Here is a 15,993-nt window from a genome sequence, read left to right as displayed (position 1 = left end):
GGGGAGCATTATTGCTCCCCTTGTAAAAAACGTCTAATTTTATGCTTCGCCTGCTGGCTGTTGTTCGGCCATTTGTGCGGCTTGTGCGCGTTGTTGGATGTAGAGCTGATTAAAATCAATCGGCTCCAAGACCAGCGGCGGAAATCCTGCGTCGCGCACTGCATCGGCAATCACGCGGCGGGCAAAGGGAAACATCAAGCGCGGCGCTTCGCCAAATAGGAATGGGTGCGCTTGCTCGTCATTGATATTGCGCAGGCCAAATAAAGTCGCATAATCCAGTTCGACGTTAAACTGCACGCCTTCATCGGTTGCTGCTTTCACGCCCAACGTCATGACGACTTCGTTCACTTCTTCATTAATCGAATTGACCTGGATATTCACTTGCACGTCGACCTGCGGCTGGCTGGTCCAGCTATAGCTGCGCGGGGCGTTGGGGTTTTCGACCGATAAATCTTTTATATATTGGTTCAGCATGCCCACTTGCGGTGCGGTATCCGCTCCATTTGCGGCAGCCGCATCTTGATTTCCGGATGTGATATTGCCCTCTTCTTCGGCCATTGTCTTAACTTTCCCATCAATTGTATGATTAGGGCAAATGCCCCCGAATTTATCAACCGCCGCGCCTAGCAGGGGGTTAAGCAAAGGGCAATCTTTTGTGCGCTATTGCGTGCAAAAACCTTATCGTGGCTTTTATTTGGCAAAGCGGTTTGAAACTTTGCTTAATAATGCCTATGTGGGGGTTATGACCGTATGGAAAAGTTGGCTTTTCCATGCTTAATCGATCCAACAATTCCCAATTGGGCGGAGGCTTTGTGTCTACATCAATATCAATCATCTTGCTGGCGATGGTAGCTGGTTTTCTAGGTCTCCGGCTTTATTCTGTGCTGGGTAAACGGACGGGGCATGAACAAGAGCCTGTTGCACGCCAACCATTGGATGAACAACGCAGTGCGCCCGTAATTGCGCCCGCCCCGATGATGCAGCCAGCGGGAGCGAACAATCCGCCTGCTGGGTTTGACATGGACCAAGGCGCCGAAAGCGGCTTGCGGGCAATCATGAATGCGGACCGTCAATTTGATCCTGCCCTATTTGTCGAAGGCGCGAAATCCGCCTACAAGGTGACATTGGAAGCTTTCTGGAAGGGCGATCGCAGCACGTTGCAATTTTTATGCGATGACGATGTTCTGGATGATTTTGTTGAGGTGATTGCGGAGCGTGAAGAACGCGGGGAGGTATTGGAAAACCGCCTTATCCGTATTGAAACGGCGCGTATCGTCCGCGCTGAATATGATCATCCACTGGCCCGTATCACAATGCGTTTTGACGCCGATATTGCCGCATTGGTCAAAGATGGCGAGGGCAATATCATTGGCGGCACAATGTCAGATGCCGTCGAAGCGCATGATATTTGGACATTTGTTCGCGACGTAAAAAGCGGTGATCGCAATTGGAAACTTGACGAAACCGATGCTGTGTAAACGGTTGCCGCGCCCTGCGCGCGCGTTCGTCCTGCTGATTCCATCATTATTGCTATTTTCGGCATGTTCCAGCGGCATCATACCCAATGGCGGGGTGAATCCCGCCTCATCGCCGCCTGTGTCAAGCGGACCGGAGGAGCGCGCGGCGCAGCCTGTTGCGTCCACACCCAATGCTACGTTACCAGCGCCCGTCCCGGCGGGCAGCGGCGAAAATGCGGCGGCGCTGGGCGTGGTGCGCGGTCCGCAAATAGCGACCTTACAAATCAGCCGGTCTAAAGCGGATTCCGCCATGGCGGCTTTTCGAACAAGCTGTCCCGGATTGCTGCGCCGCACGGACCAATCGGGGCTAACCCAAAATTCGGATTGGCAGGCAGCCTGCGATGCGGTCAAAAGCTGGACCGGGGATTCCATTTCCTTCTTCGCCACCTATATGGACGCGGTACAGGTGGGCGATGGCAAAGCGTTTGCCACAGGATATTTCGAACCAGAAATTGCGGGATCACGCACCCGGCAGCGCGGCTATGAAGTGCCCGTTTACAAACGCCCATCGGATTTGATTGACGTCGATTTGGGCCAGTTTTCAGACGATCTAAAAGGTAAGAAAATCCGCGGAAAGGTGCAGGGTAGCAACCTGACCCTATATGATGACCGCGCGGCGATTGAAAGCGGTTCCCTATCGGGACGAGGGCTGGAAATTGCCTATGCCGCCGACCCTGTCGAGTTTTTCTTCCTGCAAGTGCAAGGCTCCGGCAGGCTCCGCTTGCCCGACGGGAATGTGATGCGCATCGGCTATGACAGTCAAAATGGCCGCGATTATACTGGCATTGGCAAATTGATGAAGGATCGCGGCCTGCTTGGCCCCGGCGAATCGTCGATGCAGGGCATTGTCAGCTGGTTGCGCCGCAACCCCGAAGAGGGGCGGAAAATTATGCAGGAAAATAAAAGCTTCATTTTCTTCCGTGAGCTGACCGGACCCGGGCCTTTGGGCGCGATGGGATATCCGGTGGTGGGCGAAACCAGCGTGGCGGCGGATGTGAAATATGTGCCGCTCGGCGCGCCGGTGTTTCTGTCAATGGACCGCGCGGAGCCCAACGGGCTTTGGATTGCGCAGGATACCGGCGGTGCGATAAAAGGCAGCAACCGATTTGATACATTTTGGGGCGCAGGTGACCGCGCACGCAGCATCGCGGGCGGGATGGCGGCGCGCGGAGCGGCCCTAATCTTCCTGCCCAAGGCGTCGGTCCAGCGCCTCGGGCGTTAGGCGGCGGGCCATGGCGCGTCCGCTAAATGATGGCGAAAAGGCGCTTTGGAGCCGGGTGATCGAAACGGTGCAGCCTTTGCACCGGACCGCTCCGCACAAACCGCCTGCATCGATTGGCCAACCTGATTCTCCCCAGCCCAGAGCAGATTCGCTCTCCAGCCCAAAGCGATTACCGGACGCGGCGGCCCTGCCTGCGAAAAAATCGAGAAGCACAGCGCCTGAGCGGCCGCCAGCGCCAAAGGTGCTGAACCATAATCTCGATGGCCATTGGGACAGGCGGATCGGCAAGGGCGCGATCATTCCCGATGTTCATGTCGACTTGCATGGCACGGCTTTGTCGGGCGCCTATAATCGGCTCGACGGCGCTCTGGAGCAGGCGATAGCGCAGCGTGCCCGGGTTCTGCTGCTCGTTACCGGAAAGCCGCGCAGCCATGACCGGCATAGCGGCGAAGGTCGCGGCGCAATTGCCAGTGTAGTGCGCGATTGGCTAGCCGCGTCGCGCCATGCTGGATCGATAGCCGCCGTACGCAATGCCCATCCCCGCCATGGCGGTGCAGGCGCGCTCTACATTATTTTGAAACGTTAGGTTCTGACCGTAAGTATCGCCGTCACTATCCGGCGGTAAATTTCGGTGAGCTGGTCGAGATCGGCAATCGCCACGGCCTCATCCAATTTATGCATTGTTGCATTGCATAGGCCAAATTCGACCACGGGGCAGATTTTTGACAGGAAACGGGCATCGGACGTACCGCCAGTGGTCGACGGTTCGGGGTCGAGACCCGTGACCGCCTTCACTGCCGATGCAATCGCATTCGATAATTCACCCGGCGGCGTGAAAAATGGTTCGCCGGAGATGACCGGCTTTAATGTACCGCCGCCCCGTTCAACAATTTCTGCAATCATTTTGGACAAGCTGTCACCGCTATGCCGGTCATTAAACCGAATGGACAGCCGCGCTTCGGCCCGCGCGGGGATTACATTATGCGCCGGGTTGCCGACGGTCAGGTCGGTCACCTCAATGTTGCTCGGTTGGAAAAACTCCGTGCCTTCATCCAGTATGAGCGCGTCAATCTCCGCTAATATCGCTGTCAATTTGGTGATCGGATTGTCGGCCAGATGCGGATAAGCGACATGGCCTTGGACGCCTTCGACGGTGATCCACATATTGACGCTGCCGCGCCGACCGATTTTCATCATATCGCCAAGTCGGTTGACGCTGGTGGGTTCGCCGACAAGGCACATGTCTGGAATGGTGCCTCGCGCCTGCATATGATCGATCAGCGCGCGGGTGCCGTAAATGGCGGGGCCCTCTTCATCGCCGGTGATAATCAAGCTGATCGTACCGGCATCCTCCGGTATATGTTTCAGCGCGGCGATGAAGGCCGCGATGCTGCCCTTCATATCCACCGCGCCGCGCCCATAGAGCAGGTCGCCGCGAATTTCTGGTTCAAATGGGTCGCTGGTCCATCCGTTGCCCGGCGGCACCACATCGAAATGGCCGGCAAAGGCAAAATGCCGCCCCCCATTACCGCGTATCGCGAACAGATTTTCCACCGGCGCGCCATGATCGGGATCATCGTCCCCTTCGCCCGCCAAAAACCGTTCAACAGTAAAACCGAGCAGTTCGAGCATGGCTTCGGCGGCGTCAAACACGCTGCCGGTTGCAGGGGTGATGCTGGGACAGGCGATCAAAGCCTTGGCGATGGAAAGGGGGGTATGGTCATTCATGCTTCCCCACAAATGGCAATATGGCTAGCCTTTGTCCATTCAATTTATGCTTGCTGTAGGAAAGGAAAATGCCATGCCGAAAATCAACTTGAATGCCATAGAGCAAGTGAACAATACCGGCTATCCGACACCGTTCGACCGCGAGGTGGCGGGACGGTGGTATCGCCGTCTTGCGCCGCCATCAGGGCTAACACAAATGGGTGCAAGCCATGTTGTGTTGAAACCCGGGGCTTGGTCGTCACAGCGCCATTGGCATGACGGCGAGGACGAACTTGTGATCATGCTGTCCGGAGAAGCTGTCCTTGTCGAGGACGCAGGCGAAACGATCATGCACCCCGGGGATATTGCGGCCTTTCCAGCGGGCGTCAACAATGGACATCATTTGCAAAATCGTAGCAAAGCCGATTGCATATTCATTGCCGTCGGTGCGGGGGACCGGTCAAGGGGAGGGGGCTATAGCGATATTGATATGATATTTGGGGAGGAGGGATACTTCCATAAGGATGGAAAGCCATATGAAGCACAGCGTTTGCCATAATCCGTTTATGTTGCCGGCGTTTCAAACTTTTCGATTGTCCATTCCTCTTCACCGGCGGCTTGAAACCATTCTTCCATCCACCTGTGCCCCATCATCGTTTCAGCATAGGCGGCGGCAAAGCCGGGTAGGGTGAAGCCATAGGTGATGAAGCGGGTAACCACGGGCGCAAACATGATGTCGGCCGCGCTGAATGTGCCGAATAAATAGGGGCCCTCTTTGCCGAAACGGCTGCGCGCCTCGGCCCATAGCTGTAATATGCGGATGGCATCCTGCCGTGTTTCACCGCTGATCGTGACATCTTCGAATGTCTTGCGAATGTTCATCGGGCATTCGCGGCGGAGCGGCAAATAGCCCGAATGCATTTCCGCACACATGGACCGCGCCATGCCGCGCGCAACCTCATCCTTTGGCCAGAAACGGTCGCGGCCAACCTTGTCGGACAGATATTCGATGATCGCCAAACTGTCCCAGATGACCGCATCGCCGTCCCATAATATCGGCACTTTGCCCGATGAAGGGGCCAGGTCTTCTTCGCGTTTGCGCTCGTCCCAGCCTTCATCATAGAGCGGCACGGTAATCTCTTCGAATGCAAGACCGGATTGTTTCGCCGCCAGCCATCCGCGTAAGGACCAGCTGGAATAGGCTTTATTTCCGATGATCAATTTCATGTCATACCCTTTATACGGCCAGCGGTGCGGGATTTAACTTCAAATATATACTGCCTCTAACACGGCGCTGCGCAATTCATCAATGCCGCCCTTTTTTTCCGCCGATGTCACCGACATTTCAGGATAGGCGGCGGCGCGTTTGGCGAGAGCAACCTGTGTTTCGGCGACGACCTTCTCCAGTTCGCTAGCCTTTATCTTATCGGTTTTGGTCAGGACAATGCGGTAACTTGTAGCGGCGGCATCCAACATATTGAGTATCTCTTTATCGACATCCTTTATACCATGGCGGCTGTCGATAAGAACAAATACGCGTTTGAGCACCGTGCGCCCGCGCAGGTAATCGTTGATCAAATACCGCCATTTTTTCACTGTTTGCACCGGTGCCTTCGCATAGCCATAGCCGGGCATATCGACGATACGGAACAGCAGCGGGTCGCCGACGTCAAAGAAATTCAGCTCCTGCGTCCGGCCCGGCGTGTTTGATGCACGCGCCAATGCCTTGCGCCCGGTCAGCGCATTGATCAGGCTCGACTTGCCCACATTGCTCCGTCCGGCAAAGGCAATTTCCGGTACTTCCGCATCGGGCAAATGCTGCAATTGCGGCGCAGATTTCAAGAAGGAAATCGGCCCGGAGAATATCTTTATGTCATTGGGGTCGTTGGTCACATGGATCAGCTTTTTATCTTGGCGCTATCTTTTTCCTCGGCATCCTTCGCGGCTTGTTGTTTCAAAACCGGATGGCGGGAATAGAGCCATTTTTGCTGCAATATCGAAATACAGTTGGACACAACCCAATATAACTGAAGCCCCGCCGCAAATGGCGCCATGATGAACATCAGGAACCAGGGCATGATCGCAAAAACCTGTTTCTGCACTTCATCCATTGGCTGCGGGTTCAATTTCTGCATCAACCACATGGTCACGCCCAGCAGGATTGGTAGGACACCAATGGCTAGGAAGGCGGGCAAGACTATCCCTGTGCCCAGCGCATCCCAGATAATATGCGCCGATGGATCCGGCGCGGACAAATCCTGCAGCCACAATGCAAAAGGTTGGTGACGCATCTCAATCGACAACATCAACACTTTATACAGCGCGAAGAATACCGGGATTTGGAGCACGATTGGCAGGCATCCAGCCAGCGGATTGACCTTCTCATCCTTATACAGCTTCATCATTTCCTGCTGCAGCTTCGGCTTGTCTTCCTTATATCGTTCTTGCAGTGCTTTCATCTTCGGCTGCAACACCCGCATCGCGGCCATACTACCAAACTGACGCTGCGCGACAGGGAACATAAACATCCGAACGATAAGCGTGAGGCCAATAATCGCGACCCCGAAATTGCCGAAAATTCCAAACAGCCAATGCAATATCCAAAAGAACGGAATGGCAATGAACCAGAACCAGCCCCAATCGATCGAATAGTCGAGATAGGTAATGCCCAGCTTTTCGGTATATTGATCGAGGACCTGCACCTCTTTCGCCCCGGCAAAAAGGCGGGAGCTTTGCGTGGCGCTTTTGCCGGGGGCAATCGCGGTTTTTTGGGCAGTGACCATATCGGTTTGATAATTGTCGCCGCCGGCCCGCATATTGGCCTCGATCGGTGTTTTTTGATCGGGGATCATTGCGGCGAGCCAATATTTATCGGTAAAGCCGATCCAGCCGCCAGTGGTCTTAAAGCTTTGCTGTTTACCCGGTGCTTCATCGAGATCGTCATAATCCCATTCATAATTCGCTGCGCCGCCAAATACGCCCATGGGGCCTGCGTGAATGTTAAACGTGTCGGGATCGGCCGATTTTCCGTCGCGGCTGATCAGGCCAAAGGGCGCAACTTGAACTGCGGCTGCACCGCCATTGGTTACGCTTTGCTGTGCAGTGATCAGGTAATTTTCGTCGATCGACAATGCGATGCCAAAGGTCTGCCCGCTGTCATTTTTCCAGCTGAGTGTGACCGGCGTTGTCGGGGTCAGCTTTGCGCCGCTGGCCGTCCACAGTGTGTCTGCGCCCGGAACTTTTATCCCCGATGCTGTCCAGCCAAAGCGCGCGAAATACGCTTTTTCGGTGCGCGACGGAGAAAACAGGCGCACAGGCGGCGAGTCTTTGGCCAGCTCCGTGCGGTGGGCGAGCAGCAGTAGGTCGTCAAACTTCGCGCCCTGCAAATTAATGGAGCCTTTTAACTTAGGCGTCTCAATGGCAACCCGGGGACTTGCGGCAAGAGCAGAAGCCAGCGTAATTTTCTGCTTTGGTGCAGGCGCAGAGCCAATGCCGCCATCTGTAACCGGAACATTTCCTGCGCCGCCCGCAGATGGAGCAGAGCCGGGCGCAGCCGAGTTGTTGCCCGTGGCCGCAGGTGCGCTTTGTTCAACCGGCGGCGGGACGAGGTCTGGGAAAAATATGCGGGTCAGCGGCCCCCATGCAAATAGAATCAGCGCCGCGAATAGCATGGCGATTATGACGTTCCGCTTGTCTTCCACTGGTATATATTCCCTGTTTCTATCTGTCAGTCATTCAAATGCGCGGCAGGTTGCCTTTCATTAAGGCACCGGATCATGTCCATGGCCGCCCCATGGTTGGCAGCGCAATAGCCGCTTGAGCGCGAGCCAGCTACCCTTAATTGCCCCATATTTTTGTAAGGCGATAATTGCATATTGCGAACAGCTCGGGCTGTATCTGCAACTTGGCGGCAAAATCCGCGATGGTCCCAATTGCCAACCGCGCGCGATCAGGATGAACAGCTTTGCAATCATTGGGCAATCCGGTCAAAGGCCATGTATAAATCACGGCGTAGCTGGTCAAATTCCATCTCTATGCCGCCATCGCGGCCGATCAATATATGGTCCGCACCGGCTTTGCCTTTTTCCTCCAGCATCTCCCGCATCAAAGCGCGAAAGCGCCGCCGCATCCTGTTACGCACCACGGCATTACCGACTTTTTTGGTGATGGTAATGCCAAGCCGTTTTGTTGGATCATCGTCGCGCCGGTCGGATACCAGCAAAACAAAACCGGGACGCGCGAATCGCTTGCCCCGGTTGGCGCTGAGAAAATCAGCGCGTTTTTGTATCACGGTATAAGGCGGCATCAGCACGCCTCCGCCAGATCAGTGATTAAGCAGACAGCTTCTTGCGGCCACGGGCCCGGCGTGCGTTCAAAATCGCACGGCCAGAGGCAGTCGCCATACGGTGACGGAAGCCGTGACGGCGTGAGCGGACTAGGTTGCTCGGTTGAAAGGTGCGCTTCATGGCGGTAATCCTTAGAATATTCGATGTCTAAAAAGCAAAAGGCCGCCGAATCTGTACGGCGACCGCCTTTGTTGATGGGCGCATTATGGCGGCGGGCGGCAAAAGTCAACCGCGCCTGATCCGAAAAAAGCGCAATATATCGCGTTTGAGCGGTGGAACAGGAGGGCGCGTGCCTTCTTTTTTCCTGCGGAGCGCCCAATCAGTCCACCGCCCATATTCGGGATGGCGGTCACGCAGCTTCAAATATTGCTTTTTGGCCCAGCGGGAATTTTTCAAAACCATGGCCAAACCGATAGGAAATAAAATCAAGAAGCCCGGGCCCGGTAAGGCGCCGATAATCGGCGATGCAATGATTAAAAGCCATCCGATGACGAGCATGAGCATCCGCCACCCCGCGGTATTGCGGCGCTCTTTCGGGCTCAATTTGGTATATTCGGGTTCTTCGTGGTCCATATTCCTGATGTGGTGCGATGCGCAAATGAATGCAAGTGCGCTTCATCGGCGGATATGGGGTGCTGATCGATTGGTTGCCGGTGTGAAGTAGCTTCCGGTCAATCCAAAGGAATATAAGCTGCGATATCGGAACGGCCGAGATACAAGGCATCATCATGCCCGACGCTGTTGGTCAATGCATAGAATGCATTTGCCTTGTCCTGTGGCAATCCCATTTCGGTGTAGAAGCGGATATATTCCATATTGACCGGATCATCGGCGGCATAATCATCCGCCTCCATCCCGTCGCTGTCGCGCCAGCTATGCACCGCAAATTCCGCCGTAGGTGCAGCGCTGCGTTTGGCTCCGGACAGGAACAGCTCAACCGCGCCCGATGCAACAAATCCGCCATCGGGGACATGGGTTGCAATTCCTGCGCGCCTGACCAAGCGGGCAATAGCAAATATCGCGGCATCATCGCCGGTTCCGGGGCAATCCACCATGTCGATCTGCATAATCCCTGGCCAAGCGGACAGCATCGCGCGAAATTGCCCAACACTGCTGCTTTCGATACTGCCGGCGAGCTCAACCCGGTCATGACCCACTACATGAAAGGGACCATAGCTCGCCAGCAGTTTGCGACCCGAATCGACCTGTTGCGGCAGCATAGTCGGAGCAGCAGCAAGTTCCTGTTCGGGGACAGATTCTGTCCATTCGTAAATTTCAGTTTCAACGGTGATCGAAGCGGCGCTGCTGGGCCCTGCATAAAACAGCAGAGACAAAGCAGGCAATGCCGCCCTGAACGCTGTCGTCTGCAATCCTGAGCGCATATTCATTACCCCCTTTTATACCGCGCAATAGGAGTAGCTGAGGCACAGTTGAGGGCGCGTAACCGGACAGGGTTTCGCAAAATTTAACCCTATCCCATCGTATATGAACGGCATCGCTGGACTCGGAGGAAAAATCGCGCCATGTCTATAGGAACAAATAGGGGGTATTATGGTTTCCATTGTTTCGACCGTGGCGTATCTGGGGCTGGAGGCGCGCAGTGTAGAGGTGCAGTGTCAGGTCGCGCCCGGTATGGTCGGATTTTCAGTTGTTGGCTTGCCGGATAAAGCCGTTGCGGAAAGCCGGGAGCGGGTGCGGGCCGCGATTTCTGCGCTGGGCCTATCGCTGCCGCCCAAACGAATTATCGTCAATTTATCGCCGGCGGACCTGCCCAAGGAGGGGTCGCATTATGACCTGCCGATTGCGCTTGCGCTGCTGTCCGCGATGGGCGTGGTCGATGCCGAAGCATTGGCGCAATATGTTGTTGTCGGCGAGTTGGGGTTGGATGGCCGCGTTGCCGCGTCACCCGGCGTATTGCTGGCGGCGATTCATGCGGGATCGCAGGATATGGGGCTGATCTGTCCTGCCATGCAGGGGGCAGAGGCGGCTTGGGCCGGGCAGATTGAGGTATTGGCCGCGCCCGATTTATTGACTTTGCTCAATCATTTTAAGGGGCAAGCGATCCTGTCGCCGCCGCGCCCGGGGGAGGTCGAACCACCAGCGGCTGGCCCGGATCTGAAAATGGTCAAGGGACAGGAAACGGCGAAACGCGCGCTCGAAATTGCTGCAGCTGGCGGGCATAATCTGCTGATGTCCGGGCCGCCCGGGGCGGGGAAGTCGTTGCTGGCGTCGTGCCTACCCGGAATTTTGCCCGAACTGACACCGTCGGAGGCGCTGGAGGTGTCGATGGTGGCATCGGTTGCCGGCATGCTGGAGGGCGGGCGGCTATCGCGCACCCGCCCCTATCGCTCACCACATCATAGCGCGTCCATGCCCGCGCTGGTCGGCGGCGGATTAAAAGTGCGTCCGGGTGAGGTGAGCCTAGCGCATTTGGGGGTATTGTTTCTCGACGAACTGCCCGAATTTCAGCGCGGCGTTCTGGATAGTTTGCGGCAACCATTGGAAACCGGAGTGGTCAGTGTGGCACGCGCCAACAGCCATGTTACCTTCCCCGCCAATGTGCAGCTGATCGCTGCGATGAACCCATGCCGATGCGGCCATTTGGGCGATCCTGCACTCGCCTGTTCGCGGGCACCGCGCTGCGCCGCCGATTATCAGTCGAAAGTGTCAGGGCCGCTGCTTGACCGGATTGACCTGCATGTTGAGGTGCAGGCGGTGAGCGCGGCTGACCTTGTCCTGCCGCCTGCCGCCGAAGGTTCGGCCGAGGTTGCGGCGCGGGTAAAGGCGGCACGGGACCGCCAAAGCGAGCGATTAATGGGCATGGCGGCGCGCACCAACGCTGAATTGGACGGGGATGCATTGACTGATCATGCTGCGCCTGATGATGCAGGGCGAACATTGTTGGCGCAGGCCGCAGAGGCAATGCGTTTATCGGCGCGCGGCTATACGCGTATATTAAGGGTTGCAAGGACGATAGCCGATCTGGCAGGAAACGATGCAGTGGGCCGCATTCATATCGCCGAAGCATTGTCGTACAGGCGGCAAGCTCCGCGTAATTAATGACGAGGAATAATCATGGCCTATTTAATGTTAAGGTATAATTTGAAAGACGGCGTTACGCCGGAGCAGTTTGAACAATGGGTGCGCGAAACCGATCAACCGGCAATGCGCGGATTGAAACGAGTGGAAAGCTTTGAAACTTTCCGGGTAACCGGCTTGCTCATGGGTGAAGGCGCTCCGGCGCAAAGCTATTTTGAGATTTTTGAAATTTCTGATCTCGCTGGATTTACGGGCGAAGATATGCCCGGCGAAACGGTACAGGCGATCATGGGTGCATTTATGCAAATGGCCGACAATCCGGAATTTAATATCGCCGAACGGCTGTGATTCTAGGGGCTGGATCCTAACCCTCATTCTGGCAAGAAAAGATAAGCAACTCATTGGGCTGCTCCGGTAATATATCGCGCAGGCTTTGGTTCATTCGGGTGATGCGCTGCGCCTTATCCTTGCTGGTGGAGCAGCCTTTCACATTAAACTGCTGCCGCGCTGAACGCGCCTTTTGCATGGCGTCGAGACCAAGCAGATAGCGTTCGATGCGGTAGCTATTATTGTCGGGATTATAGCTGACCAAAGAGACCTGTTGATCACTGCCCGGAACGAAGCCGCGTGTCCAGTTGCTGCCATCTAACGCATATTGGGTGCGGTCATTGACGCAGCCGGTATTTTTCCAGTCAAAGCGAATATCGGCTGTGCTCGAAACGGTTACCTTGCTGCGGTCAGGCACGAAGACGCAGCTTTTTGCGCCGCTGCTATTGGCGTCGGTGCTGGTAGGGGTTTTGTCATCTGCGGCCTTCTGCTGTGCTGGCTTCTCATTCTTCATCCGGTCGGCGACATCGGCAAAACTTGGCCGCCCAGCAAAAATAAGCAGCGCAGCAAAGGTCAGCGCCCCGCCAACAATCGCGGCTATCTTTCCATGTTGCCCGCGTCCTGCCTGAAACAGCGCATAGGAAATGCCCCCGCAGCCGAGCGCAAACAGCAACAATAGGCCCGATAGAGCCATCCGGTTTTCCCGCTCGGCAATAATGTCCAGCTCCGCGTCACGCCGCGCTTGCGCCTCGGCTTTGTCACGGGCGGCGTCGGCGCTGCGCTGCTCCTCCGCAATTTTGGCGCGGGCGGCTTTTTCCCGCTCTGCTTCGGCTGCGGTCAGTTCGGCGACGGAACGGCAAGGTCCGCTGACGCTATTATAGGCGACTTTTTGCGCGCGCAAAAATGCGGTCAGCTCTTTGACCGAAATGGCAAAGTAAAATTCCGATCCGCCATTTTCGTTGGTCGAACCAAAACTGTTAATACCGACCACCCGTCCGCAGGCATCGACCATTGGGCCGCCGCTATTACCCGGCGCAATAGGGGCGGTATGCAAAATAGTGTCAAATGCCTTTGCCGAGCGGCCCGACGATACCGTGCCGCGCGTTTTGACGGGGGATTGCGGGCGCATTGTCTCTGCTTCATCCAGCTGCATGGCGATATCGACGTTGGCGGGATAGCCAATGGCAAAAACATCGCTGCCATCGGGCGCGTCGCCCGTTAACAGGCTCGCCGCTGGCAGGCGGGCTCCTACCTCCAATTGGAGTAAAGCCAAATCATTTTCGGGCGACCATTTGACCAAGGTTGCAGTATAGCTGTCGCTTCCTTGTGACGGGACAATGCGAAATGTGATGCTGTCATTATAAAGCGATTCTTCGACAACATGGGCGTTGGTGATAATTTTATCAGGTGCCACGACCAGCCCCGAACCATGGCCGATCATGCGCCGTTCGCCGTCTACCTCGCCAAAAATTGCCACGCGCACGACGCTGCGGCTGGCGGCCTGAATATCCCCGCTATCGGCTTGGGCGCACGCCGGAAAAAACATCGCCAGCAGCAACAAAAGACAGGAAAGCATCGGCGCAGGTTTCATCATCATCCCTGTTTGCCCCCATGTCCGTCCGCTGGCAAGAGCAGTTACAAAAAGCTGTAGGGATCGACATCGACCCCAACGCGCACTCCGCGCGGCCAGTTTAGCTCGTTCAACCAGTTGCGGATCATGGATTGCAGGTCGACGCTGCGCTGCGCATGGACCAGCAATCGGTGCCGGTAACGCCCGCGCAGCATGGCGAGTGGTGCGGGCGCAGGGCCATACACATATATGCCGTCCGCTTTTGGCGCGGCCGCCCCTATCGCACGAGCAGCCTCAATGGCTTCGCGTTCGTCCTCGGATGAAATGATGATTGCGGCATAGCGGCCAAAGGGCGGTGCGCCTGCGCTTTTGCGCATTTCGGTTTCGGCATCGTAAAATGCGTCGCGGTCGCCGTCCACCAACGCGGCGATCACGGGATGCGCTGGGCTGCGCGTTTGGATCAGCACTTCGCCGGGTTTTTCGCCGCGCCCCGCTCGTCCAGCGGCTTGGGCTATTTGTTGGAAGGTGCGTTCGGCGGCGCGCAAATCCCCGCCCTCTAGGCCAAGGTCAGCGTCGATCACGCCCACTAATGTCAGATTGGGGAAGTGATAGCCCTTAGTCACCAGCTGCGTCCCGATGATAATGTCGACCGCTCCTGCCTCAACCCTGGCGACAAATTCGGCCGCTTTTTCGGGTGACCATAATGTATCCGATGTGGCCATGATCGTGCGCGCATCGGGGAATAGGCGCTGCACCTCCTCAGTGATCCTTTCGACCCCAGGACCGCAGGCGACAAGGCTGTCTTCCTCGTGACATTCGGGGCAGGCGCTGGGCGGCGGCATGACATGGCCGCAATGATGACAGGCCAGCCGCTTCACGAGCCGATGTTCAACCATCCAGCTGGTGCAATTGGGACATTGGAAACGGTGCCCGCAGGTCCGGCACAGCGTCAACGGCGCAAAGCCCCGCCGGTTGAGGAAGAGCAGGCTTTGTTCGCCGCGTTCGATCCGCTCTTGCAAAGCTTGAACCAGCGGCGGGGCGATCCAGTGATGGCGTTCGGGCGCATCGAGCGTCAGGTCCACCGCCTTTATCTCTGGCAATTTTGCCGCGCCAAAGCGTGATGGAATTTCCAGACCGGTGTAAATGCCGGTCTGCACCATATGGCGGCTTTCCAATGCCGGCGTGGCGGATGCCAAGATGACTGGAAAACCTTCAAATTTGCCGCGCATCACCGCCACATCGCGGGCGTGATACCGCACGCCATCCTCTTGCTTGAAACTGGTTTCATGGGCTTCGTCGACGATGATGAGGCCGGGGTTCATATAGGGTAGGAATAGAGCGGAGCGGGCGCCGACCACGACCTTTGCGCTGCCGTCTGCAACGGCGCGCCAAACACGGCGGCGCTGCGTGCTGCGCATCCCGCTATGCCATGTGGCAGGTTGCGTGCCGAAGCGTTCTTCGAACCGTTTCAAAAAAGGCTGCGTCAATGCTATTTCAGGCAGCAGAACCAATGTCTGCTTGCCCAGCCTAAGCGCAGCAGCGACCGCTTCGAAATAGGTTTCGGTTTTGCCTGATCCGGTTACGCCGTCGAGGACAAAGGGCGCAAATTGTTGCTGTTTGACGGCACCAACCATCGCGGCGGCCGCTGCCGATTGTTCGTTGTTCAAAACCGGCGCGGCAAAATCGGGATCGGGCAGGAGAAGCGGCGTATCGATGCCAACCTCGACAGGTTCAAAGGCCCCTGCTTTTATCAACCCGCGAATGACAGCGTCGCTGACACCCGCTTCGGAGGCCAATTCGCGCACCAGCCCCTGCGCGCCTTCCAGCTGATCAAGTGCGGCGGCGCGCAATTCGGTCATTCGCGTTGGCACTCGGCTAGTTGCGCGATATTCGGTGATGGTTGCCGCTGACGATAGCGCCGATGAAGAGGACAGCACCATCCGCAATATATTGGCATGTGCGGTGATATAATAATCGGCGGCCCAGTTGACGAGCTGGCGCAGCCCCTTCGCCAAGGGCGGCGTGTCCACCAATTCATAGACCGCGCGCAATTTTTTCGGGTCTACCGGGTCCAGCGGGAAGGCATCTTCATCCCAAACCACGCCCACCATTTTGCGCGGACCCAGCGGAACGACCACGATGCTGCCGGGCTTTGCCGCCATTCCGGCGGGCAATTTATAGTCGAGCGGGCCGACAGCCTGAGTAAGCAAAATGACGCGGACGCGATTCATAATGCTGCTATAGGTTGCGGCGGCCACCGCGTCA

At 56.5% G+C, this 15,993-nt stretch carries 18 protein-coding genes; 6 read left to right on the top strand and 12 right to left on the bottom strand.

What is annotated here, in order from left to right:
* Positions 1-39: 39 nt before the first annotated feature.
* A complete protein-coding gene (secB, locus tag ACFOWX_RS10715) occupies positions 40-558 on the bottom strand; it encodes a protein-export chaperone SecB (RefSeq protein WP_381423941.1) in 519 nt (172 codons plus the stop codon).
* Between the two features lie 287 nt (positions 559-845).
* Between secB and ACFOWX_RS10710 the strand changes: the two genes are divergently transcribed.
* Genes ACFOWX_RS10710 through ACFOWX_RS10700 form a run of 3 tightly spaced genes read left to right on the top strand, consistent with a single transcriptional unit; the run spans position 846 to position 3,325 of the window.
* Complete coding sequence (locus ACFOWX_RS10710; RefSeq protein WP_381425015.1) at positions 846-1,478, top strand: Tim44/TimA family putative adaptor protein; 633 nt, start codon at positions 846-848, stop codon at positions 1,476-1,478.
* Positions 1,468-2,739, top strand: coding sequence for a murein transglycosylase A (gene mltA, locus ACFOWX_RS10705; RefSeq protein ID WP_381425013.1), 1,272 nt, complete (start codon positions 1,468-1,470; stop codon positions 2,737-2,739). The genes ACFOWX_RS10710 and mltA overlap by 11 nt, the downstream gene beginning before the upstream one ends.
* Before the next feature lie 10 nt (positions 2,740-2,749).
* Positions 2,750-3,325 (top strand): Smr/MutS family protein, encoded by a 576-nt coding sequence (locus ACFOWX_RS10700; RefSeq protein WP_381423939.1) that lies wholly within the window; start codon positions 2,750-2,752, stop codon positions 3,323-3,325.
* On the opposite strand, the gene dapE is transcribed toward ACFOWX_RS10700, so the two are convergent.
* On the bottom strand, positions 3,322-4,467 hold the full coding sequence (gene dapE / locus ACFOWX_RS10695) for a succinyl-diaminopimelate desuccinylase (protein WP_381423937.1): 1,146 nt from the start codon (positions 4,465-4,467) through the stop codon (positions 3,322-3,324). The genes ACFOWX_RS10700 and dapE overlap by 4 nt on opposite strands.
* 73 nt (positions 4,468-4,540) lie before the next feature.
* Between dapE and ACFOWX_RS10690 the strand changes: the two genes are divergently transcribed.
* Positions 4,541-5,005, top strand: coding sequence for a cupin domain-containing protein (locus ACFOWX_RS10690; RefSeq protein WP_381423935.1), 465 nt, complete (start codon positions 4,541-4,543; stop codon positions 5,003-5,005).
* 5 nt (positions 5,006-5,010) lie between these two features.
* Here the strand turns inward: ACFOWX_RS10690 and ACFOWX_RS10685 are convergent, their stop codons facing one another.
* The 8 genes from ACFOWX_RS10685 to ACFOWX_RS10650 form a co-directional block, all read right to left on the bottom strand.
* The gene (locus tag ACFOWX_RS10685; protein ID WP_381423933.1) at positions 5,011-5,673 is read right to left on the bottom strand and encodes a glutathione S-transferase family protein; all 663 of its coding nucleotides are present in this window, start codon (positions 5,671-5,673) and stop codon (positions 5,011-5,013) included.
* Between the two features lie 39 nt (positions 5,674-5,712).
* On the bottom strand, positions 5,713-6,339 hold the full coding sequence (yihA, locus tag ACFOWX_RS10680; protein ID WP_381423931.1) for a ribosome biogenesis GTP-binding protein YihA/YsxC: 627 nt from the start codon (positions 6,337-6,339) through the stop codon (positions 5,713-5,715).
* A 5-nt stretch (positions 6,340-6,344) separates the two neighbouring features.
* Entirely contained in the window at positions 6,345-8,147 is a 1,803-nt protein-coding gene (gene yidC / locus ACFOWX_RS10675; protein ID WP_381423929.1) for a membrane protein insertase YidC, read from the bottom strand.
* 60 nt (positions 8,148-8,207) lie between these two features.
* Positions 8,208-8,420: a membrane protein insertion efficiency factor YidD gene (gene yidD, locus ACFOWX_RS10670; protein WP_381423927.1), complete on the bottom strand. Its 213-nt coding sequence runs from the start codon at positions 8,418-8,420 to the stop codon at positions 8,208-8,210.
* The gene (rnpA, locus tag ACFOWX_RS10665) at positions 8,417-8,752 is read right to left on the bottom strand and encodes a ribonuclease P protein component (protein WP_381423925.1); all 336 of its coding nucleotides are present in this window, start codon (positions 8,750-8,752) and stop codon (positions 8,417-8,419) included. Before rnpA ends, yidD begins: the two co-directional genes overlap by 4 nt.
* Positions 8,753-8,777: 25 nt before the next feature.
* Positions 8,778-8,912, bottom strand: coding sequence for a 50S ribosomal protein L34 (rpmH, locus tag ACFOWX_RS10660; protein WP_381423923.1), 135 nt, complete (start codon positions 8,910-8,912; stop codon positions 8,778-8,780).
* A gap of 105 nt (positions 8,913-9,017) precedes the next feature.
* Complete coding sequence (locus ACFOWX_RS10655; RefSeq protein WP_381423921.1) at positions 9,018-9,365, bottom strand: PGPGW domain-containing protein; 348 nt, start codon at positions 9,363-9,365, stop codon at positions 9,018-9,020.
* Positions 9,366-9,463: 98 nt separating this feature from the next.
* The gene (locus ACFOWX_RS10650) at positions 9,464-10,174 is read right to left on the bottom strand and encodes a hypothetical protein (protein WP_381423919.1); all 711 of its coding nucleotides are present in this window, start codon (positions 10,172-10,174) and stop codon (positions 9,464-9,466) included.
* Positions 10,175-10,343: 169 nt separating this feature from the next.
* Between ACFOWX_RS10650 and ACFOWX_RS10645 the strand changes: the two genes are divergently transcribed.
* Together ACFOWX_RS10645 and ACFOWX_RS10640 are read left to right on the top strand one after the other, a co-directional pair.
* Positions 10,344-11,852: a YifB family Mg chelatase-like AAA ATPase gene (locus tag ACFOWX_RS10645; RefSeq protein ID WP_381423917.1), complete on the top strand. Its 1,509-nt coding sequence runs from the start codon at positions 10,344-10,346 to the stop codon at positions 11,850-11,852.
* A 15-nt stretch (positions 11,853-11,867) separates the two neighbouring features.
* Complete coding sequence (locus tag ACFOWX_RS10640; RefSeq protein ID WP_381423915.1) at positions 11,868-12,179, top strand: hypothetical protein; 312 nt, start codon at positions 11,868-11,870, stop codon at positions 12,177-12,179.
* A gap of 16 nt (positions 12,180-12,195) precedes the next feature.
* Here the strand turns inward: ACFOWX_RS10640 and ACFOWX_RS10635 are convergent, their stop codons facing one another.
* Positions 12,196-13,755 carry a S1C family serine protease gene (locus ACFOWX_RS10635; RefSeq protein WP_381423913.1) on the bottom strand — a complete coding sequence of 520 codons (1,560 nt, stop codon included), beginning with the start codon at positions 13,753-13,755 and terminating at the stop codon, positions 12,196-12,198.
* 38 nt (positions 13,756-13,793) lie between these two features.
* On the bottom strand, positions 13,794-15,959 hold the full coding sequence (locus ACFOWX_RS10630; protein ID WP_381423911.1) for a primosomal protein N': 2,166 nt from the start codon (positions 15,957-15,959) through the stop codon (positions 13,794-13,796).
* Between the last annotated feature and the right edge of the window lie 34 nt (positions 15,960-15,993).

The sequence above is a fragment of the Sphingorhabdus arenilitoris genome (assembly GCF_042651485.1).
In the GTDB taxonomy this organism is placed as follows: domain Bacteria; phylum Pseudomonadota; class Alphaproteobacteria; order Sphingomonadales; family Sphingomonadaceae; genus Sphingorhabdus_B; species Sphingorhabdus_B arenilitoris.
Note: the sequence above shows the minus strand (reverse complement) of the source record. Positions and strands in the feature narration are given on the sequence as shown.

What these genes read in the sequence shown, in the direction of transcription:
- secB (WP_381423941.1), bottom strand. Translation starts at nt 558, where the DNA reads ATGGCCGAAGAAGAGGGCAATATCACATCCGGAAATCAAGATGCGGCT.
- ACFOWX_RS10710 (WP_381425015.1), top strand. Translation starts at nt 846, where the DNA reads ATGGTAGCTGGTTTTCTAGGTCTCCGGCTTTATTCTGTGCTGGGTAAA.
- mltA (WP_381425013.1), top strand. Translation starts at nt 1,468, where the DNA reads ATGCTGTGTAAACGGTTGCCGCGCCCTGCGCGCGCGTTCGTCCTGCTG.
- ACFOWX_RS10700 (WP_381423939.1), top strand. Translation starts at nt 2,750, where the DNA reads ATGGCGCGTCCGCTAAATGATGGCGAAAAGGCGCTTTGGAGCCGGGTG.
- dapE (WP_381423937.1), bottom strand. Translation starts at nt 4,467, where the DNA reads ATGAATGACCATACCCCCCTTTCCATCGCCAAGGCTTTGATCGCCTGT.
- ACFOWX_RS10690 (WP_381423935.1), top strand. Translation starts at nt 4,541, where the DNA reads ATGCCGAAAATCAACTTGAATGCCATAGAGCAAGTGAACAATACCGGC.
- ACFOWX_RS10685 (WP_381423933.1), bottom strand. Translation starts at nt 5,673, where the DNA reads ATGAAATTGATCATCGGAAATAAAGCCTATTCCAGCTGGTCCTTACGC.
- yidD (WP_381423927.1), bottom strand. Translation starts at nt 8,420, where the DNA reads ATGATTGCAAAGCTGTTCATCCTGATCGCGCGCGGTTGGCAATTGGGA.
- rnpA (WP_381423925.1), bottom strand. Translation starts at nt 8,752, where the DNA reads ATGCCGCCTTATACCGTGATACAAAAACGCGCTGATTTTCTCAGCGCC.
- rpmH (WP_381423923.1), bottom strand. Translation starts at nt 8,912, where the DNA reads ATGAAGCGCACCTTTCAACCGAGCAACCTAGTCCGCTCACGCCGTCAC.
- ACFOWX_RS10655 (WP_381423921.1), bottom strand. Translation starts at nt 9,365, where the DNA reads ATGGACCACGAAGAACCCGAATATACCAAATTGAGCCCGAAAGAGCGC.
- ACFOWX_RS10650 (WP_381423919.1), bottom strand. Translation starts at nt 10,174, where the DNA reads ATGCGCTCAGGATTGCAGACGACAGCGTTCAGGGCGGCATTGCCTGCT.
- ACFOWX_RS10645 (WP_381423917.1), top strand. Translation starts at nt 10,344, where the DNA reads ATGGTTTCCATTGTTTCGACCGTGGCGTATCTGGGGCTGGAGGCGCGC.
- ACFOWX_RS10640 (WP_381423915.1), top strand. Translation starts at nt 11,868, where the DNA reads ATGGCCTATTTAATGTTAAGGTATAATTTGAAAGACGGCGTTACGCCG.
- ACFOWX_RS10635 (WP_381423913.1), bottom strand. Translation starts at nt 13,755, where the DNA reads ATGATGATGAAACCTGCGCCGATGCTTTCCTGTCTTTTGTTGCTGCTG.
- ACFOWX_RS10630 (WP_381423911.1), bottom strand. Translation starts at nt 15,959, where the DNA reads ATGAATCGCGTCCGCGTCATTTTGCTTACTCAGGCTGTCGGCCCGCTC.